Source organism: Clostridium sp. (assembly GCF_029258205.1).
Lineage (GTDB): Bacteria > Bacillota > Clostridia > Clostridiales > Clostridiaceae > Sarcina.
In genome coordinates, this window is record NZ_JARHZJ010000043.1 from 1 (window position 1) to 19546 (window position 19546).

A 19546-nucleotide genomic window follows, 5' to 3' on the forward strand; every position below is an offset into this window, starting at 1 on the left:
TTTTACTTAATCCCATTTGCTCGGCTCTTTTTAACATCTCATTTCTTAATTCATCACTCATAATACATACTCCTGTTAATTACTAAATACTTATACCATAATCTAAATTTCTTAATACTCTCATAAATGTTATATCTTCTGAATATCTTCTTTGATATTGGATTCTAAACCATTGACTACCTCTTAATTTTCTTATAGCTCTTGCCTTTGTATTTTTATATCACTTGAAGAGGTTTCAAATATATCAGCTATTTGTTCTATGTTTAACTCATCAGTATCCCAACCATAGTATAGTTTTAATATTTCTCTCTCATTAAGAGTATTATGTTTGTCCATAACAGCCTCTAATTCAAGCCTTAATTCACTTAGGTATAATTCCTCTTCTCTATCATTTATCTCGTTTCTATTGCTCTCTATGCCATTTATTAGCTCATCTTTATTCTCTTCACTTACTGGTGTATTAAGACTTATTTCATCATTAGTATTATTTCCAGTTATAAACCTATGTATTTTTTGATATATCCAATAAAAAGCATATGTAATAAACTTAGTTTTCTTTATATATTCACAATCATATTTATTACAGGCTAATATAAAACCAATTCTCCCCTCTTGGAGCAAATCATCAAACTCAATAGCATTTATCTTCTCTGAATAGAATTTACTTGCTATTTTATATATTAACTTATCATTATTTTCTAAAAGCTTATCTAAGGCTCTTTTATCTCCTTGCTGATATAATACAACAAGCTCCTCATTAGTCATTGCTCTCACCTCTTTTATCTTAATGTTGTTATCTTATTTTTATGTCAACAAATGTCAACATTTACTCTATCATTTTCCATCATTTCAATTGCAACGTTTTTTATTCGTTTGTTTTGTAAAAAGATTTTTAGGTTAGCATTTGTTAGCATTGAACCTTAGCATTTCTTAGCATCTTAATTGCTCTCATACTCCTAAATAATAAGCGAATTCAAGCAACATTTAGCAACACTTAATACTAGGTTTTACTATGGTCTACGTTGCATTTATACAAGGCATTACAAGGCTCAAACGTTCACTAAAACGTTCGTTTAACGCTCCTTTTCGTTACCATTGGAACGCTCCTTTTTACGGAACGTTTTAATGGAGTACTCTGTTAAATTTCAATGTAGTACTCCATTAAAATTTATTGTTGTACTACATTCAAAGTGTGCATACTTTTTTAAATTTGTGTGCATACCTTTTTCAAAAACTATTTTTTGATATATTTATAAGCTAACTTAAGCCATCTATTCTCTCTTTCATTCTGCCAGTATATAAGTGAGCTAATTAATTTATTGTATGTAGTCCACCTCATGCCTTTAGGTTTTAAATCACTCTTTGGTAATGCTCCAGTATAGTACTTAATATCATGCTCTAACTCTAACTTATCCAGTATCTTATTTATCTTTAAATCACAATATTCTATACCTCTTCTATATGTATTAGTTGTTCTGTATCTCAATGATCCACAATCTCTACATTTCCAATTACCTTTTACTAAGTAAATATGTTTTCTAGGACTTAAACAATATGGACATAAAAATAAATGTTTCTCTCCAAAGTTATTTTTATATCTCTCTATTCTTATAAATGTATTATCAATACATATACCATTATCTTTTATGTCTAAAATACTCCCTTTTAGTACACTTGATTTAAACCTAAACTTATTACCCTTAAGACTTAAAATCTCGTCTATATCTAGCCTAAGACACTCATCTACATACAAAAATTAACCACTCCTTATATATACGTGAAAACTACTAAATAGTAAGGCTTTTTAATTATCTTTTTACTTGATTTTCTTTTATTACATCTACAAGTTCATTTCTACTCTTGCAATCAATAAGCTCCTGTATACTTCTAGTAACAGTCAAATCTCTTGTTAAATCAACTTCACTTATTAAACTTTCTGATAAATTATTTTCTCTCAATAGTTGTAATGCTTTCTCTTTTAATTCATATGTCATATCTTTCTCTCCTTTATATATTTGCTACGTATGTATTTAATTGCTTCAATATAGTTATATCTTCTTTTTCTGAAATTACTTCTTTAAAGAAATCATAAGATCTATCTGAGTTCTCCATAATAAAATCTATATATTCATTACTAATTTCATCAGATATTATATTTTCATTTTCTAATAAAACTCTTTGAATACTTTCTACTTCATCACATTGATTTCTCAAATTAATAAATAGTTCTTCTAGCTCATCTCTTTTTTTACATATATCTTTAACTGTTTTAAATAAATTACATTCATTTTTAAACTTTTTAATATTTTTCTGAATTTCTCCTAAAGATAATTCTAATCTCCTATTCTCTACTTTCTTTACTGCCTCTTTATTAATCTTCAAATCCAATTCTAAAGCTGAAATCTTATCTTTAATTTCATCTATAGACTTTTTTATCTTTACTTTCTCTTTATTATCAATAGTTCCCTCAATAGCTTTATCTAGCATTGCTTTTTCATAAGTTCTTATTTTATCTATTAATGATTTTTTTTCATTTTCTTCTTTTCTTATAATATTTTGTATTCTATTTATATCCTTATTCTTTTCCTCTTTAAATTTTCCAATGATATCTAACAATTATTTCTACCTTCTTTCTTATATTTACTTTTACGCTCCCAGTAACTAGAGTTATACTTCTTTACTCTATCCTTATTTTTTTTACGCCATGCTCTCATATATGCGTTTCTCTCTTCCTTTGCCTTATCATTCACTCTCAATGCTCCTTTCTATTTTTAAGCAACAAAAAAGCCACGAGAACAACACCAGTATTTATATACTGATTAATTGTTTCCCGTGGCTATATAACACGCCTTCCACCTTTTAGGTAGGGTACTTAAAATATTCTTTTTCTTAATCTTATTATACCATTTTTACTTATTTAAAACAATAAAAAGGCTAGTTAATAATAACTAACCTTTAGGTGTTCGATAATGTAAGTTTCTATTAAATTGCAATCTAAAAATAATTTAGTTAATACTAGAAAACTTACTTTACCAGTAGACAAAAATTACAGTAACGTAAATAGATTTTAAACTAAAACTAAGTTACGTTCAATACTTTATTAAAATAATAAGGCTCGACTTAATGTCGAACCCCCTTAAATTATTAATCTATGTCAATATATATTCTCTTATAAAGTCCTTTTCTATAAGGCTTACTAATCTTCTTTATACTAACCCCAGTTGATAAAGCTTTAATAATCTGCTCTCTTTCCTCAACTGTTTGGTAACTTATAATTATTTTAGTCATTTGATACCTTCCTCATATTTAATGCTTTATTTTGGCCTTAGCCTCTTCCTATAACTTTACAAATTCCTTATACTAAAAAAATCATTATAATATTTCTTTAAATAACTTAAATCAGTTAATCCCACTCTTACACCACGTTCAAAATAATAATCACTTTCTTGAAATTTTAATTTTTCTTGTAATTCAGTAAACTCAAATAAAACTCTTTTCCCTTCATCATCTAGTTTTTCTGATAGTATCTTATATAGATTTTCTATTTTTTCATTACAACCGATTTTTTGTTTCGTTTCTTCCTCTGACATATATTTAAAATCATATTCATACTCTACTTGTAACTCTCTTAAAATAATATCTTTTAGTAATTCTTGTACTTTTTCAAAGCTCATTTTTAAATTCCTCCAATATTTCTTATGTTTACCTCTTGACCTTTTTGAGCTAACATGATACCTTGAAGGTGCGAATTTCGGGTATCATGTTAACCCATTTAGGCTGATGTATGTATTTTTACATTAGCCTATTTTTTATATATCTTTAATAAAGATTTTAAGAAATGATATGTTATTTCTATAATCTTACTATCTTTCTTGCAATCTAAATTATTTATTATTTTAATAACTTCATCTTTCATTATTATTACAACCTTTCTTATAATATTTTTATATTCTTAATAAACTGGTTTATTCGCCTTGTAGAATAGGTTTGTCTATTATTTAACGTTGACATAGGTTAAATTTTCATAAGTGCTTATACGAGCCATTATCCTCCTTGAAATATGTAAACTAAAATTTATTTATTATTGCCTTTTCCACTCATTAAAACGCCAACTAAGATTTTTGTCTTCTTATCTGATTTTTCATAGAGTATGGCAATTAGTTTAATTCTTTCTTTTAACTCCATATCTCGCACTCCTATATTAAATTTATTTTCCGAACTTTTCAGTTAATCTTTGAGTTGGTAAGTTATAATCAAAATAAATAGCTCCAGTTCTTCCATTTCTGTTTTTAGCAAAATTAATTTCTAGCACATCATCTTGTATGTCTGTTCCTTCCTCTCTTGCCTTGTAATAGCCTTCTCTATAAAGTAACCCTATAACATCAGTATCCTGTTCAATGGAGCCTGTGTCCCTTAAATCACTTAGAAAAGGTCTTTTATCTGACCTTTGCTCTGTAGCTCTTGAAAGCTGGCATAATCCAACCATAGCAATATTTAATTCTTTTGCTATTACCTTAAGCTCATTTGATATAACATTCATTTGCTCGTATCTAGTTCCTTTAGTTGATGGCTTAATCTTTCCTATATGGTCAATTATTATTACGTCTAACCCATGCTTTAATTGAACCTCTTTAGCAACTAATCTTATTTCATTTATTGTTATTGATGAAGGCTCATAAATAAATATATTTTTCTTCTTAGCTGTAATGTAATTGAATGTATCTCTTACCTTGTCCCACTCATTATTATTTAATTTACCTCTTGCTAGTACCGTATTTTCTATACCACTATTCATTGCTAGTAACCTCTGTCCCATTCCTTCGGTACTCATATCTAATTGAATATAAAGTGTATTAACCTCTATATTATTTAATATTGCAAGTGAAAAAGCTGTCTTACCCATGCTTGGTCTTGCTCCAAAGACTATAAAATCCTTTTTGTTAAGTCCATTCATAACCTTATCTAAGCTTAAAATACCAGTCTTAAAGCCTCTTACTCCCATTTCATTGTTATAAGTGTTCTCTATACCTTCTAAAGTATCAAACATTACATCACTTATATTCTTAATACTATCCTTTCTATTAACTTGATTTACTTCTAAAAGCTCATTTTGTAAGTAATTTATTTTACTATTAACATTACCTTCGCTACTAATAACCCTATGACAAGCATTTACAAGCTTTCTCTCACGACTTTTTTCTTTAACTATCTTTACATGGCTTAGTAGTGTTCCATAGTCTATATGGCTCGTTTTTTCTGCTATATCTGTAAGTGTTATTGCTCCATTTTTAACCTCATTACTTAATTTCTCTGATAATACAACTACATCAAAAGATATGCTATTTTTATAAAGATTACACATAGCTCTATAGATCATTTGATTCTTGCTATTATAAAAGTCTTTCTCTTCTAACTCCCCTATAACCTTAAGCATATATTTGTTATTAGCCGTAATAGTTCCTAGTATTGCCTCTTCTGATTCTATGGAATATAATAATTGTTTATTCTCCATGTTTTATGCCCCTTTCTATAAGTCATCTAAATTTGTTCCTCTTCTTTTTGGTTCTTTTTTTGGTTTAGTAATAATATCTTCTTGATAATTACAATCTAAATAATCCATATAGCCACTATTAAAGAATGTTGAACCATCTTTATACTTTAATGTTGAAAAACCGTTGTTACGTTGACTATCAACATACTTAATATATCTATCAATGCATCTGACTATTTGTTCTTTTCCATATTCTTTTAATAGTTTAGGTATTTTCTTAATAGCACTTGCTTTACCTTTCTTTAGAGGATATAAACTCCATATTTTCTCTATATCTTGATTACTATTTCTTTTTATACTTTTATCTAATTGTTTTTTTAATTCTCTAAGTAAATCTAAAGTACCTAAGCTTTTATCTTTAAGTTTCTCTTTTTCTTTAGTAATTAAATCTTTATCATATTTATTATTAATTTCATTTTCTAAGTCATCTATTTCTTTATTAATACTTTCAAAATAAGATATATTATCCTCATCATTTGAACTATATATATTATTAGATTTTATATTTAGATTATTATATATAGATGTGTTATCCATTTTGTTATCCAAATAGTTATCTTTTTTATTATCCAATACATCATTAAAAGCATTGGAATTACTTGTTTTATAATTATCCAAATTGTTATCCAAATAATTATCCTTTTTGTTATCCATACTGTTTATATTAAATCTCATTAAAAAATACTTACTTGATCCTCTACCTTTGCCACCTTTATAGGTTTGAATTATTACATTATCATCTACTAATTGTTTAATTGAATTCTGTAATAACTTTTTACTTATTCCTAGTCTTTTTTCCCAAGCAGAGTAATTGAAACTACACTCTCCTTTCTTAAGCCCATCATATTCGCTATCAGTACTATTTACACGCCTTTCAAACTCCTCATACACTAAATATATGTGAGTCTTTTTATAAGCATATTTATCATAGATTTCACGCTCTATACTATTCATTAACTCACCTCACTCACCCCCATTATAAAAATAAGGTCAATTTATCATTAGTTCCTATTTTCTCTAAATCCCATAAATACACCCATAGCTTTGATAAACTTATGAAATTCATTCATTGAACCAAACTCATCTCGAGTAAAAGCATTTTGAGTAAAATTATTATTTTTATCTCTAAAACAAAGAACTCCTCTTTCATTAGCATTAACTACATCATCGAAAAATTCTAATTCCACATTATCGTATTTTATAGTTCCCATTTGAACACCATCAGAAATATAATATTCAGCTTTCCCTCTTAGACTACGACCTACTTCATTGTAATAAATCATAGCTGATACACTATACACATACTTTTTTCTCAATCTCTTATTATGCTTGTTATATCTTCTCATGTTCAATCTAAGCCCCTCCTTTTATCTTAAGCAAATATACCTCTAAATGTATTTAAGTCTTTCCAGTTAGGCTCCTTGCCAGTTTCTCTGCATATCTCTAAATACTTCTTAAATAATTTAAAGCTCATATTAAATCACTTCCTTACTCCATTAGTTAGCATTAACTCAATATTAGTTATGTTGCCTTGAATAGCTCCTAAAACAAATTCATAATGCTTTACTTTACTTTCCAGCTCCTTAATATAAATCTCTTTCTTAAGCTCCTCTTCATTAGTTGTAATACCTAAATATTTATCTACTTCTTTACTATCTACACTCCACTCTTTACCTACTTTCTTAGCCTTAATAATTCCTTTTCTACATAGCTCTCTAGTATATGGGACTGTAGCTCCTATTCTTTTAGACACCTCTTCAATCTTTAGTATGTTACTCACTTCTCTCCCTCCTCTATTCTTCAAGCTCTTTTAAAACTAGAATAAGTATTTTTAAATATTCCTCCATAGTTCCCTCCTATGTAATACTTTTAATTTATCTGTACAAAATAATAAGACTGAACATTAATGAAATTAACTTGTCCTATTTAATTGATTTGAATTTTAGATGTGAAAATTAGTAATAACTAAAATTATTCTTCATCTGAAAAGAATAGCTCTTGGACTGTTGTGTCTAGTGCTGCTGCTAACTTTATCATCAAATCTCTACTTGGATTTTTAGATTTACCATTTTCTAAATTAGCTAAATATTGTTGAGTTATTCCAACCTCTTTTGCTATCTCTTTTTGCTTTTTTTTCATTTTTATTCTTTGAATCTTTAAATTCAATACTTCCACCTCCTTAGTGGTAATTTAATTACCCTTTGCAATTATAATAATAGTGTAATTTAATTACACTGTCAAGATATTTTTTAAACTTATAGTATAATTTTATTACCACAAATGATATAATACATACATGGAGGTGAATCAAATTGAGTATTTCTGAAAATATAAAATTTTATAGAAAAGAAAAAGGATTAACCCAGCAAGAACTCGCTGATAAAATAGGCAAATCTATAAACTCAGTAAAAAAATATGAAAGTGGATATACAAAGCCACCAATAGATGTAATAAACAAAATTGCTTCTATTTTAGGTATATCTATAAATCAATTAATTGGAGAAAAAAAGAAAACAATAACTCAAAAAGTTATAGAAGGTGCTATGAAAGAAGGCTATACTATTGAAAAGCTCTCAAAGGATACTGATATACCTTTGAACGAATTGAAGTGTATGCTAGAAAACAAACCAGGTTATAGTCTTTTAAGTTTTAGAAAGTTATATAAGTTTTTAGATGTTAATGATGAAAAAATGGCTGAAACTTTGATGTTAGATAGTTATATTAATTGCACATACAATAATGATGGTAGTAACCCCGAATCTAATATGTTAAAAAAAATGTTCTTCAATGAACCATTAACTTTAGAAGAAACTTTAAATAGTGTTTGTGAAGAGGATAAAGATTTTATTACTCAATTTTATTATTCTGGTGCTTTAAACTCATCTCAAAGTAACATAAAAACTCCTCCATTAAACGATTTAATGGAACCAATAAATAAATTAATCGATTTCTTAAAATCAGATAAATATCCAGTTGATAAATTAAATAATCAAACACTAAATTATATTTATGAAAAAATCACTGATTTATTAGAATTTGAATTTTATAAATTAGAAAAAAATAATTTTAATATAGCATATAAAAAAGAAAGCAATATAACTCCTCTTCCTAAAAAAGAAAAACAAATATGGGAAGAAGAAGGAAAAGAATATCTTATGCCTAAAGCATCTCATGACAAAGAAGGAGATTTTACAGAAGAGGATTATAAACATGATGACGACTTAATGAATGATGAGGATTTATGGAAATAACAAAGGAGTAATTATGAGTTACGAAGAATTATTAAGAGAAGCTGATAAGCTCGGAATAATTGTTAAAGAACTTAATTTAAAAACTAGAAAAGGGCGTTGTTGTGGTAAGAAAATTGCAATAGATAAAAAACTATCTACCAAAGAAAAAGCTTGTGTCTTAGCCGAAGAGCTAGGACACTTTCATAAAACTGTTGGAGATATAAGTAATCAAAAAGAGATAAATAATCGTAAACAGGAAATTATCGCAAGGCGTTGGGGATATGAAAGATCAGTTGGTATTATTGGTCTAATAAATGCCTTTAATAATAACTGTAAAAATGCTTATGAAATAGCTGACTTCTTAGGGGTTACAAAAGAATATTTAGATGAATCTATAGAATATTTTAAATGCAAATATGGTGCAAGATATGAAATTGACGGATATATAGTATATTTTCTACCTAGGTTTGGAGTATATAAAATGTTCTAATTTTTAACCACATTAAAGAACATACATTCTTTTTTATATTATTTTCTTTCCCAACTAGATGGGAATTTCCCCTTTAGAGTGAGAAGAGGTAAAGATATATCCCCCCTACCCTTTAGAATCTGAGTTGAAAATTCAACAGGACGAGGCTAATTTGTGTTGCAGAAAATTCCCCACTGAGTTTTTTAAAAAAATATATATTAAAACAATTGATAAGGTAGGGAGTACTCAAAAAGTTTTTTTGGCTTTGCTCCAAGTCCATGGTTAGCACTTTTTTTCCGCGGATTTTCCCCACGGCGATTTTTTATATGAGTTAAAAAGTGAATCGCTAGTATCGATTGAGTTTTAGACATAACTAATTCTGAAATTCGGAAGTTGCTTAAGGTTTCACAATGAAACTTTGGAAGTACTAAGTAAGGACATCTAAAAACAAAATTAGGATAGCGACTTTAAGTAGCTATCCTCTGATTTTAAATAATAGCTATGGTTAGTAAAACGCTATGGCTATCATTTGCTATCACTTAAAGTGATAACGACCTTCTATACTAAAAAAGTTATTAGTAATAGGTAAAATTTTCTTTATCAGTTTAATGTTTAGCATAGATTTTATTATCATTACTAAAAACAACAAGTTAAACCAAGGTTCTTTATAATAACTTCGGAATTAAGTTTCCGAAATATTTAAAAGTTCTTTACAAGAACCCTAATATGTTTCTAAGTGGCTCGGAGGAACTTAGAATCTTAGGTCAGCCGAAAACTTGGCTCACCTCTTCCCACTTTCAATGGGAATGATATTTTAACTAAGCTCATTTTGTATCCCAGTACCACAACATAATATTTTTTAGCCCAAGGGAAAATTCCCTTGGCTTATTAGCTCCATAAATATTAATTTCTGAACGACGAATTTCGTTGCTCCAAGTGAAAAATCATTTTTAGACTTTCGCAACTTGTTGCGAATTTAATTTTATAAACTCAATAACCAATTGTTATCTAGTTTAAATAATTTTCGCCACTTGTGGCGCTCTAACTTTGATATATGTAATTTGTTAGATAATAGCGATTTACGATTATTTATCTTGATAGTGCGAATTTTGCACTATCCCCCATAAGTTGGTGAATTATTTTGATAACGCAATTTTTGCTTTTTCCTCATTATGATGAATTGATATCTCTAGCCAGTCCAATTTTGGATTTGGCTTTAACGTTCCTCTTCATGAGGTAAAAGGTCGTTAATATTATTCACTACCCTTTAGAAGAGGGTAGGAACTTTTTTCTTAACCTTTTATCCTCTTTTTAGTGGTGCTGAAATTGCCGAATGCCTAAATGGTTAGAACTCATTTTAAACTCTAAACGTAGTCATTCAATGACCATGTTTTAAACTCGGTTGTTAGTATGAACTGACTTTTTATGGCGTTCAAAAAGTTAAATTAATAATCTCGGTTAATCGAAACAACTGACTTTTATAGCTGCTGCAAAGAATAATTGCATTAGCTTCCCCGATATTATCGGTGAACCTTTAAAGTTCTTCAAAATTTTTCAAAAGGGAATTTTGTGTAACTGTGAGAGGTACTTGGACTTTTTAAATCAAACATTCATTTTGTAGTTTCACCCCCGGGAGGGTTGATAAAAAACAAGGAATTGTTAAAAAGTCCCGGTTGCTCTCTCGCTTAAATAAAATTCGGAAATGAATATTTTTACGCTTAAGCTAAAGAAAGTATTTTTATATCTCCCTTTTTAGGGGCTCCAAAAACTCCGAATACTAAATGTTGGTCATTCAATGACTAACTCTTAATATTAATATATTGAACTTTTTGAACACCTTAAAAAGACATAATAATTTATATACTTCAATACTAGTATACAAAATTACATTCTGTTATCCTTAGCAAGGATAGCGAATCTTAACTTGATAGTTTATAGGGTCTATCCAAAAATGGCGACACCAATTAGCTTGGCGTTATATGGTAGCCAACCTTATATTATTAATGTTTTATAAGTTCATATGAGTTACCTTTTGCAACAAATTGCAAAAACATTATTTAGGTACCCACAAAACTTTGGAAGCCTGTTATTTAGCTAATTTCAACGAATGTATGTTCGTTTTTAGAATTACTTTTTGTCTAATTAATCATGTGTAAATACTTAAATTATAAGGAGGATTTATCTTATGAAAGAAATAACTAACTATAATACTTTAATCTTTGAGGATATAAAACATATAAATGAATATGGACAAGAATTTTGGTATGCAAGAGAACTCGCTGAAATACTTGAATATAAAAGATGGGGTAATTTTAAAAATATTGTAGAGAAAGCAAAAGAAGCTTGTAAAAATAGTAATATCAATACTTTGGATCATTTTGCTGATGTCGGCAAAATGATAGACTTAGCTAAAGGAGCTAAAAGAGAAATAGAAGATATAGAACTATCAAGATATGCTTGCTATCTTATAGTTCAAAATGGTGATCCAAGAAAAGAAGCTATAGCTTTAGGACAAACCTATTTTGCAGTACAAACTAGAAAACAAGAAATAGAAGAAAACTTTGAAGATCTTTCAGAATGTAAAAAAAGACTAGCCATAAGAAACGAATTAAAAGAACATAATAAGAATTTAGTAGATACTGCTAGGATATCAGGTGTAGAAACTAACCTTGATTATGCTATATTTCAAAATAAAGGATATATGGGCTTGTATGGTGGTTTAAATGCTAAAGATATTCATGTAAAAAAGGGATTAAAGCAAAGCCAAAAAATACTCGATCATATGGGAAGTACAGAACTTGCTGCGAACTTATTCCGTGCAACTCAAACTGAAGAGAAGCTAAGAAGAGAAAAAATTAGAGGAAAAGAAAAAGCAAATCAAGCTCATTTCGAAGTTGGAAAAAAGGTTAGACAAACAATAAGAGATTTAGGTGGTACTATGCCTGAAGATCTTCCAACTCCTACAAAAAGCATAAAGCAACTAGAAAGAGAAGAGGCTAAAAAATTAAAAGCTAAAAATAAATAATATCAATTTAGAGAACTGAATTAACTTTTACCATTAATCAGTTCTCTATTCTGCCATAAGTGGTAGAAAATAAATTATTAATATCCAGGAGGGGAATATCATGGCAAGTTATAATCAAATATCAAAAGGTAATTGGCAAGTTGTTATTTCCTTAGGCAATGATCCAGTTACTAAAAAAAGAATAAGAGTTAAAAAACAAGGTTTTAAAACTAAAAAAGAGGCTGAAAAGTTTGTTAATGAATATAGTTCTAAGGTTGATAATGGCTTTTTATTACCTAAGTCTAAAGATATATACCTTAAGGATTTTATCCTAGATTGGTTCTATAACCATAAAGTGTTATCAATAGGTATAAATACTAGGAACAACTATTTAAGTCGTATAGAAACGTATATAATACCTCTTCTAGGTAACTATAAATTAACTGAATTAGATACGCTTACTATACAGAACTTTTATAATCATTTACTTACTAAAGATAACCCTTTAAAACCTTCATCAGCTAAGAAAGTAATAGAGGCTCTTAGCAACTGTTTAAAGTATGCTAAAAAACTTAAATTAATAACTTACTTACCTACAGATATAGAAAAAGTTAATATAGAAAAGCCTAAAATAGAATTTTGGAGTAAGCAGCAGCTTGATTTTTTCCTTAATGAAATTAAAGATACTTATTTATACTTTCCAGTTTTAATATGTGCTTTAACTGGTGTAAGAGTTGGAGAACTATGTGGCTTAAAATGGTGTGATGTTGATTTCGGAAGAGGTTATCTAAATATAACTAGACAAGTGATTGCTGATAAATCTACTAATACATTAGTGTGTACTGAAAATTTAAAAACTACTAAGAGTGATAGAACTATATCTATTCCAAAGGTATTATTAAGAGAATTTGAAAAGAATCTAAATGATCCTAATAACTTTATAGTTTTAAGTAGAGAAAATGAGATGTGTAATCCTAGAAATATATCAATGGACTTTACTAAGAAGGTAAGTAAGTATAAAGATAAGTTACCTCAAATATCAATACATGGCTTAAGACATACCCATGCTACTTTATTAATATTAAATGGTGAAAATATAAAAATAGTTTCTGATAGACTGGGTCACAATGATATTACTACTACTTTAAATACCTATACTCATGTTATGGAAGAAATGAAAGATAACACGGCTGAATTACTTGATAATTTATTCATAAACAATGCTTAAATATACATTTATTTCACTTAAAAATACCTCAAATAAACTTTTTGTCCCCTAATTGTCCCTTTTTAAGCATAAAAAAAGACTTAATCCAAGTAATTAAGCCATTTTTGTTTAATAAGTGGTATCCCCAGTAGGAATCGAACCTACATTTATCCCTTAGGAGGGGATTGTTCTATCCATTGAACTATGGAGACTTATTTAAATTTTATAATAATTCTAACTCTTTAAATAATATATGTCAACAAAACTTATTTTATTACTATACCATCTAAAATATTCCTTGTAATTTCATCTATAATTTTATTAACATTAAATTTCTTATCTATACTTAATTCATATAGTGATGTTGATATAAGACTTCCAAATAAACTGTGAGCTAATAAAGAAACATCACAATCTCTTATTTGTTTTTTTAAAATAGCTTCTTTTAGTATTCTCTCTATCCCTTGAATATACTCAGTTATTTTATTTCTTAATTCATCTTGTCTAGTTTCTTTTCCCCAAAGTTGACTCATTACCATCTTAAAAAATGATCTATTTTCATATAATAATTCAAATTGCATTTTAAATAAATTTTTCAATTTATCTATAGGCTCATCTTCCAACTTTTCTATCTCAGTTAACTTTTCATGCCAAATTTCTAATCCTTTGCTAATTACAAAATTAAAAATCTCCTCTTTACTTTTGAAATTATAATAAAGTGTTCCTTTTGCAACATTAGCTTTAGCTGCAATTTCATCTACCGTTGAGCCATTATAACCTGAAGTAGCAAAAATTTTTATAGCCGCTTCAAAAATAGCTTCTCTAGTTCTATTCATACTACCAACTCCAACACTTATTCTTAAAACAATTTAATCATATACCACTTATTTTATTTAATCAATAATATAAATTTGTAATTTCTTGTTTACAAGTTGAATTTATATATATAATAATATAATATATGTGTTTAACATAATTTTTAAAGGGAGATATAATTTATGATAAAAATTTATAACAGGAAAACAAAAGCTTATGATGTTGAGCAAGTAGCTGGCCTTAAATATATAAATTGGTCTTATACATCTCCTATAGGAAAAAGCTTTTTAGAATTATTTATTAAAAAGAAGATGTTCTCAAAGATTTATGGAAGTTTTTGTGACTCTTCTTTAAGTAAGAAAAAAATTAATTCTTTTATTGATGAATTTAATATTGATATGTCTGTTTGCAATAAAAATATAGCTGAATTCGAAAACTTTAATGATTTCTTTGCAAGGACATTAACTCCTGAAGCTAGACCTATTGATTATAGTGAGAATATTTTAATTTCTCCTGGAGATGGTAGATTGTCTGCATTTGAAAATATAAATCTTAATAAAGTTGTTCAGATAAAAGGATATACATATTCTTTAAAAGAATTAATAGATGATCCTAAAGTAGCTGAAGAATTTGAAGGTGGAACTTGTCTTATACTAAGATTATGTCCAACTGACTATCATAGATTTCATTTTGTAGATAGTGGAACTTGTAGTGAAACAATGAAAATTTCAGGTTTTTATTATTCAGTTAATCCTATAGCTCTTAATAATGTATCTGAACTTTTCTGTAAGAACAAAAGAGAATGGTCTCTTTTTAAGTCTGATAATTTTGGTGAAATTCTTTACGTAGAAGTTGGCGCTACTTGTGTTGGTACAATACTTCAAACATATTCTCCTAAAAAGAGAGTTAAAAAAGGTGAAGAAAAAGGATACTTTAAGTTTGGTGGTTCAACTACTATCTTATTCTTTAAGAAAGATGCTATAAAAATAGATAGTGATATAGTTGAACAAACTAAATTAGGTTTTGAAACTAAGGTTAATATGGGTGAGACTATTGGTCATAAATATTAAAAAAGGAGCTTAATTATTTTAATAATTAAGCTCCTTTTTATAAAATAAGATTATAGGAGAATTTAAATTTATTTTCTCCATATTTTCTTTATTTATCCTAAATAAAAATTTTATTTTATTATTTTTTCTAATTCTTCTTTAAATGCTTTTTTATTACCATCAAAAACAACTAAATTTATACCCATTTCTTTAGCTCTTTTTGAAATAGATGATTTAATTGGAGGTTGCGTTGCTACTAATATTTTTATTACATTTTCTCCTCCTAATTGCTCAGAATAAACATTTAATTCATTTAAAGCAACTTCATCATATTTTTTTGAATCCTTACAAGAAACACAAATAAGAACTGAGTCCTTTATAGCAACAACATCTAGTTCATTTTTAACCCTAGATTCTTTATCATTCCAAAGAAATAATAAACCACTTTTTATATCATCAATGCTTTTTATTTCCTCAATAATATTTTTTGTTAAAACTTCAAGCCATGTTCCACTTTTAAAAATGAATCCTTTTATAAATTCATTTTGAAATGTTACTTTTAAGCACTGATTTAATTCTTTTATTTTTATTTGACCATTTTTCTCTAAAAAATCAAGTATTTTATAAAGAAGCATAACCTCTTCTTTGCTCAATAATTCCTTATCTATTTTTATACTCCTAGGATTAGATTCATCATGAATAAAAACAGAGTTGTCACTTAACCTTACTTTATACTTTTTCCAAACTTCTAAATTATCTGCAATATAATTAGTCATACTCTCTATAATATTTATCTCTGAAATCTCTGTTGAATCAACAACAATAGAAGCCCCTATACTATCTATAACATCTTCTACATCTAAATCTATGAAATTGCATTTTTCATATTGTACACTTTCTAAATTTAACTTTAAAAGCTCCTCTTTAGGTATATCAATAAAGAATCCATCCATATTATGTTTCAACATTAAGGTATACATTATTAAAATATCTTTTTTATCACCTTGATTTAAACATATAGCTACATTCTTACTTTTCATTCTTTTTATAATTTTCTCTATAGATGAAATATTATCCTTTCCTAATTTTTCATCATTAAAAGTACATTTAGGAAATTTATTTAAATAAAACTGTTTCAATGAATTTAAAATCTTTAATTCCTCATCATTTTTATATAAATATATTATCTCTTTAGGTTTTAACTTTTCAGCTAATAAAATACTTGATTCATTGTGCTCATCTAAAATCGTAATTATAAAATCATAATTCATATTTTTCACCTTTAGCATATTATTTTATCTTATTTATAAGATAAGTGGACTAAAATTCTTGATGAATTAAGCTCATTTTATAATTATTTTCACCTAAGTAAAATTTTTTATTCTAAATTCTATAACCCTATTATATTCTCTGTTTAATAAATTGCATAAAAATAAGGGCTACAAAAACCTTGTAACCCTTGAAATTGGTGCGTCGAAGAGGATTCGAACCCCAGACCAATCGGTTCGATTAGTATAAATTCAAGTTAGTTTAATATAACTCTTATAAGTTAGTATTTAAGCCATTTATTAACCTTTAATTTCATTTTAATTCTATATAATTTAATATAAAAATTAAATCTATTGCACACTTATTGCACATTTTTATAAATTAAAAGAGATATAATCCAAATTTAGACTATATCTCTTTATTATATAATAACTTAAATTTTTAATGGTTAATTAAAACACACTCTAACATAACATCTTTTGTTATACTATGTCCTAATCCAATACTTTTTTTTACTTTATACCAAGGCCTTTCTTTTTCATGTGTTAAATTCACTAAATCATTTGGGGATAAATCACCAAACTCTTTTATTACATTATCCATACATCTTATTATTCTGTCTTTATCAAAAGCCCTATCTAATTTTAATTTTAATTTAGCTTTTTCTAATTCTTTATCCTCTAATTTTATATCTTCATATTTGTATGCTGATAATTTTAAATATGCACTATTTGATACTGGCCCTAATTTCCAAGCTAAAAAATCCTCTTTAAATAAAAACTGTCCTGTTTCTTTTAAATATCTTTCATATATTAAATAAATTAATTTCATTGCTTTAAGTTTAGTACATTCTTTTTCTATTAGCACATACTTCAAAATATCTGAAGGAGTTATTTCTGTACTAATTCCTAATTCTCTTTCAAATAGTTCTTTTTCTGAATAAAATTCTACACCTTCAAAATATCTATCATATTCAGGAACTGAACTTATTTGTTCTGAATTTGTCATTACTTGATGAGAACTAAAAGTTACATTTCTAAAATCACCTTTTATTTGTTTTATTTCATCTCTGAATTTTCTCATTTCTTTAACATCTGCAAAAGTTTTATAATATGCTTTTCTAGTTCCTTGCTCATAATCACTAAACATCAATATATAATGATAATACATAAAATCACTCCTTTCTAATATTTATTGTAATCTTCTATTATATCCTTAACATACTCTTCTTTGTGCTTAGAATGTAATTCTATATTTTTTTCTTCTTGTTCTTTATCCCATATTTGAACTTCTATCGGAAAAGTATTATTATTTCTTATAATATATATATGATATGCTTTATATCCTGTTGATAAATTTCTTTCTATATTTCTTATATTAATTCCATTACTCTTTAACTCTTCTAAAATACTATCTATATGCTCTTTGTTATCTTTATAATCAATATCTATTATTCTTAACCCTAATAAATCATTTATACATTTCTTTATTGAAAACTTTCCATAATTTTCTCTAATTTTTTTCAATATTTTTTGAATTAATGCTTCTCTAGTTTTTATTCTACTAGTAAACTTAAAATCTTCTGTAAACTCTACATTTTCTCCTAGATCACAAAGTAACTCAAACTTTAAATCCTCTGCTATCTCACTAAAAGAGTCTATATAATCTTTAAACTCAGAAACAATTTCACCATTTTTTAAATTATATATATCGCATATTTGCTTTTTATTTAAATTTATTTTTTTCTCACATAGCTTGTCCCATTCATCACAATACTTAAAATACTTGTCTACTATGGATTTAAAAATAAAACTATAATAATCTAATTCAATATTATTTATAACTAAATTCACAATAACAATCCTCTGTAAGTACTAATATAATAAGATACTTTTACCTTTTAACGTACGTTATCTTAATCTTATAATAATTCACAAAAAATAATCAGTCAATAGTCAAGTGTTATTTAACATCATTTAGTCCTATTTATTTAAAATTAATACTATTTAACTTAATATAACTTAATTTGGTTTATTTTATTAATATAAACACCATTAATAAAGTCTTTCTATATATTAATAATATTTATATTTGTATTTTAGCAACCAATTTATGATAATTTTTTATATTTTCATATAAAATATTTAAACTTTTATCTAATAATCCTTTTCTGCAGTATATTCACTATAACCAACTATATTACCTATCTCTCTCCATGTATGCTTTTCTCCTTCTAAATACCTAATCTCAACTATCTTTCTTTCAGTATCACCCAATTCATTTAAAGCCTTATCTATGCTATTTATACAGTCATATAACCTATTCTTTATGACTTTCTTATGTTAAATCTCCTTATTACTTTCAATAATAGAGTTCTCTATATCTCTAAAACCTTTTAAAAATTCTATATGCTCCTTTGGTAACTCTATTTCATAATCAATACATTCAATTTAGGCTTTCATAGTTTTATAGTTATTTAATAGCTTTTTAATCTTTTCTTTTTGTTCCTTAGTCATAATATCCCCCTAAATAATAAAAGCACTTACACTATAAGTAAATGCTTTAAATTTTATATTCTATATTGTTCTTTTCATAGTAATCAATTAATAGTTGCTCTATCTCTTCCATGGAATAAATCCTCTTATTTTTATCTCTAAATACATGACCTAAATTAACATAGAACTTGAATACAGTATATAAATCAACCTTAATAATTACTGGTTTCTTAATCTTCCTTATGACCTTATCAGTTTTCTTACACTGAACTAAACCTAAATCTTTTTCTATATCAACCATAAGCTTATAATGGTCAAGATCACTTTTTATAAACTTACGTAAATTCTTTTCTTTTATGAAGAGGTCTTTTTTACTTAATCCCATTTGCTCGGCTCTTTTTAACATCTCATTTCTTAATTCATCACTCATAATACATACTCCTGTTAATTACTAAA

The 19546-nt window shown here is 26.9% G+C and carries 23 protein-coding genes and 1 tRNA gene; 5 read left to right on the forward strand and 19 right to left on the reverse strand.

Annotated elements, in window-relative coordinates:
* Positions 1-192: 192 nt before the first annotated feature.
* The 12 genes from Q1J60_RS06325 to Q1J60_RS06380 form a co-directional block, all read right to left on the reverse strand.
* Positions 193-765 (reverse strand): sigma-70 family RNA polymerase sigma factor, encoded by a 573-nt coding sequence (locus Q1J60_RS06325; RefSeq protein WP_300259692.1) that lies wholly within the window; start codon positions 763-765, stop codon positions 193-195.
* Between the two features lie 469 nt (positions 766-1234).
* Complete coding sequence (locus Q1J60_RS06330) at positions 1235-1753, reverse strand: hypothetical protein (protein ID WP_300259694.1); 519 nt, start codon at positions 1751-1753, stop codon at positions 1235-1237.
* Between the two features lie 55 nt (positions 1754-1808).
* Positions 1809-1994: a hypothetical protein gene (locus tag Q1J60_RS06335; RefSeq protein ID WP_300259696.1), complete on the reverse strand. Its 186-nt coding sequence runs from the start codon at positions 1992-1994 to the stop codon at positions 1809-1811.
* Positions 1995-2007: 13 nt separating this feature from the next.
* Entirely contained in the window at positions 2008-2616 is a 609-nt protein-coding gene (locus tag Q1J60_RS06340) for a hypothetical protein (protein ID WP_300259698.1), read from the reverse strand.
* Positions 2610-2750 carry a hypothetical protein gene (locus Q1J60_RS06345; RefSeq protein WP_300259700.1) on the reverse strand — a complete coding sequence of 47 codons (141 nt, stop codon included), beginning with the start codon at positions 2748-2750 and terminating at the stop codon, positions 2610-2612. The genes Q1J60_RS06340 and Q1J60_RS06345 overlap by 7 nt, the downstream gene beginning before the upstream one ends.
* Before the next feature lie 394 nt (positions 2751-3144).
* Positions 3145-3288, reverse strand: a complete 144-nt coding sequence (locus tag Q1J60_RS06350; RefSeq protein WP_300259702.1) for a hypothetical protein — start codon at positions 3286-3288, stop codon at positions 3145-3147.
* Between the two features lie 56 nt (positions 3289-3344).
* Positions 3345-3674, reverse strand: a complete 330-nt coding sequence (locus tag Q1J60_RS06355) for a hypothetical protein (RefSeq protein WP_300259704.1) — start codon at positions 3672-3674, stop codon at positions 3345-3347.
* Positions 3675-4207: 533 nt separating this feature from the next.
* Complete coding sequence (locus tag Q1J60_RS06360; RefSeq protein ID WP_300259705.1) at positions 4208-5512, reverse strand: DnaB-like helicase C-terminal domain-containing protein; 1305 nt, start codon at positions 5510-5512, stop codon at positions 4208-4210.
* Between the two features lie 15 nt (positions 5513-5527).
* Complete coding sequence (locus tag Q1J60_RS06365) at positions 5528-6505, reverse strand: hypothetical protein (protein ID WP_300259707.1); 978 nt, start codon at positions 6503-6505, stop codon at positions 5528-5530.
* 47 nt (positions 6506-6552) lie between these two features.
* Entirely contained in the window at positions 6553-6903 is a 351-nt protein-coding gene (locus Q1J60_RS06370) for a hypothetical protein (RefSeq protein ID WP_300259709.1), read from the reverse strand.
* A gap of 128 nt (positions 6904-7031) precedes the next feature.
* On the reverse strand, positions 7032-7331 hold the full coding sequence (locus tag Q1J60_RS06375; RefSeq protein WP_060796862.1) for a helix-turn-helix domain-containing protein: 300 nt from the start codon (positions 7329-7331) through the stop codon (positions 7032-7034).
* Between the two features lie 191 nt (positions 7332-7522).
* On the reverse strand, positions 7523-7717 hold the full coding sequence (locus tag Q1J60_RS06380) for a helix-turn-helix transcriptional regulator (protein ID WP_208369368.1): 195 nt from the start codon (positions 7715-7717) through the stop codon (positions 7523-7525).
* A gap of 146 nt (positions 7718-7863) precedes the next feature.
* On the opposite strand from Q1J60_RS06380, the gene Q1J60_RS06385 reads away from it, so the two are divergent.
* The 4 genes from Q1J60_RS06385 (at position 7864) to Q1J60_RS06400 (ending at position 13482) form a co-directional block, all read left to right on the forward strand.
* A complete protein-coding gene (locus Q1J60_RS06385; RefSeq protein WP_300259711.1) occupies positions 7864-8802 on the forward strand; it encodes a helix-turn-helix domain-containing protein in 939 nt (312 codons plus the stop codon).
* Positions 8803-8815: 13 nt separating this feature from the next.
* Entirely contained in the window at positions 8816-9271 is a 456-nt protein-coding gene (locus Q1J60_RS06390) for an ImmA/IrrE family metallo-endopeptidase (protein ID WP_300259712.1), read from the forward strand.
* Between the two features lie 2164 nt (positions 9272-11435).
* Positions 11436-12275, forward strand: a complete 840-nt coding sequence (dinD, locus tag Q1J60_RS06395) for a DNA damage-inducible protein D (protein ID WP_300259714.1) — start codon at positions 11436-11438, stop codon at positions 12273-12275.
* A 100-nt stretch (positions 12276-12375) separates the two neighbouring features.
* Entirely contained in the window at positions 12376-13482 is a 1107-nt protein-coding gene (locus tag Q1J60_RS06400) for a site-specific integrase (RefSeq protein ID WP_300259716.1), read from the forward strand.
* Positions 13483-13598: 116 nt separating this feature from the next.
* On the opposite strand, the gene Q1J60_RS06405 is transcribed toward Q1J60_RS06400, so the two are convergent.
* Together Q1J60_RS06405 and Q1J60_RS06410 are read right to left on the reverse strand one after the other, a co-directional pair.
* A tRNA-Arg gene (locus Q1J60_RS06405) sits at positions 13599-13673 on the reverse strand.
* Positions 13674-13727: 54 nt separating this feature from the next.
* Entirely contained in the window at positions 13728-14297 is a 570-nt protein-coding gene (locus Q1J60_RS06410; protein WP_300259718.1) for a TetR/AcrR family transcriptional regulator, read from the reverse strand.
* 162 nt (positions 14298-14459) lie between these two features.
* Here Q1J60_RS06410 and Q1J60_RS06415 point away from each other — a divergent pair, with 162 nt between their 5' ends.
* Positions 14460-15347 carry a phosphatidylserine decarboxylase gene (locus tag Q1J60_RS06415; protein ID WP_300259720.1) on the forward strand — a complete coding sequence of 296 codons (888 nt, stop codon included), beginning with the start codon at positions 14460-14462 and terminating at the stop codon, positions 15345-15347.
* Positions 15348-15457: 110 nt separating this feature from the next.
* On the opposite strand, the gene Q1J60_RS06420 is transcribed toward Q1J60_RS06415, so the two are convergent.
* The 5 genes from Q1J60_RS06420 to Q1J60_RS06440 all read right to left on the reverse strand — a co-directional run bounded on the left by Q1J60_RS06420 (position 15458) and on the right by Q1J60_RS06440 (position 19520).
* Positions 15458-16597 (reverse strand): Card1-like endonuclease domain-containing protein, encoded by a 1140-nt coding sequence (locus Q1J60_RS06420; RefSeq protein ID WP_300259722.1) that lies wholly within the window; start codon positions 16595-16597, stop codon positions 15458-15460.
* A 439-nt stretch (positions 16598-17036) separates the two neighbouring features.
* Positions 17037-17765 (reverse strand): Panacea domain-containing protein, encoded by a 729-nt coding sequence (locus Q1J60_RS06425; protein ID WP_300259723.1) that lies wholly within the window; start codon positions 17763-17765, stop codon positions 17037-17039.
* A 14-nt stretch (positions 17766-17779) separates the two neighbouring features.
* Positions 17780-18448, reverse strand: coding sequence for a RelA/SpoT-related domain-containing protein (locus Q1J60_RS06430; RefSeq protein WP_300259725.1), 669 nt, complete (start codon positions 18446-18448; stop codon positions 17780-17782).
* A 303-nt stretch (positions 18449-18751) separates the two neighbouring features.
* Positions 18752-18871, reverse strand: a complete 120-nt coding sequence (locus Q1J60_RS06435) for a hypothetical protein (RefSeq protein WP_300259726.1) — start codon at positions 18869-18871, stop codon at positions 18752-18754.
* Between the two features lie 286 nt (positions 18872-19157).
* Positions 19158-19520 (reverse strand): hypothetical protein, encoded by a 363-nt coding sequence (locus Q1J60_RS06440; protein WP_300259728.1) that lies wholly within the window; start codon positions 19518-19520, stop codon positions 19158-19160.
* Between the last annotated feature and the right edge of the window lie 26 nt (positions 19521-19546).

Bases quoted from the DNA above. Each gene is read 5' to 3' on its own strand.
- Q1J60_RS06415 (WP_300259720.1), top strand. From the start codon at position 14,460: ATGATAAAAATTTATAACAGGAAAACAAAAGCTTATGATGTTGAGCAA.
- Q1J60_RS06355 (WP_300259704.1), bottom strand. From the start codon at position 3,674: ATGAGCTTTGAAAAAGTACAAGAATTACTAAAAGATATTATTTTAAGA.
- Q1J60_RS06360 (WP_300259705.1), bottom strand. From the start codon at position 5,512: ATGGAGAATAAACAATTATTATATTCCATAGAATCAGAAGAGGCAATA.
- Q1J60_RS06350 (WP_300259702.1), bottom strand. From the start codon at position 3,288: ATGACTAAAATAATTATAAGTTACCAAACAGTTGAGGAAAGAGAGCAG.
- Q1J60_RS06400 (WP_300259716.1), top strand. From the start codon at position 12,376: ATGGCAAGTTATAATCAAATATCAAAAGGTAATTGGCAAGTTGTTATT.
- Q1J60_RS06425 (WP_300259723.1), bottom strand. From the start codon at position 17,765: ATGTATTATCATTATATATTGATGTTTAGTGATTATGAGCAAGGAACT.
- Q1J60_RS06335 (WP_300259696.1), bottom strand. From the start codon at position 1,994: ATGACATATGAATTAAAAGAGAAAGCATTACAACTATTGAGAGAAAAT.
- Q1J60_RS06365 (WP_300259707.1), bottom strand. From the start codon at position 6,505: ATGAATAGTATAGAGCGTGAAATCTATGATAAATATGCTTATAAAAAG.
- Q1J60_RS06410 (WP_300259718.1), bottom strand. From the start codon at position 14,297: ATGAATAGAACTAGAGAAGCTATTTTTGAAGCGGCTATAAAAATTTTT.
- Q1J60_RS06390 (WP_300259712.1), top strand. From the start codon at position 8,816: ATGAGTTACGAAGAATTATTAAGAGAAGCTGATAAGCTCGGAATAATT.
- Q1J60_RS06420 (WP_300259722.1), bottom strand. From the start codon at position 16,597: ATGAATTATGATTTTATAATTACGATTTTAGATGAGCACAATGAATCA.
- Q1J60_RS06325 (WP_300259692.1), bottom strand. From the start codon at position 765: ATGACTAATGAGGAGCTTGTTGTATTATATCAGCAAGGAGATAAAAGA.
- Q1J60_RS06440 (WP_300259728.1), bottom strand. From the start codon at position 19,520: ATGAGTGATGAATTAAGAAATGAGATGTTAAAAAGAGCCGAGCAAATG.
- dinD (WP_300259714.1), top strand. From the start codon at position 11,436: ATGAAAGAAATAACTAACTATAATACTTTAATCTTTGAGGATATAAAA.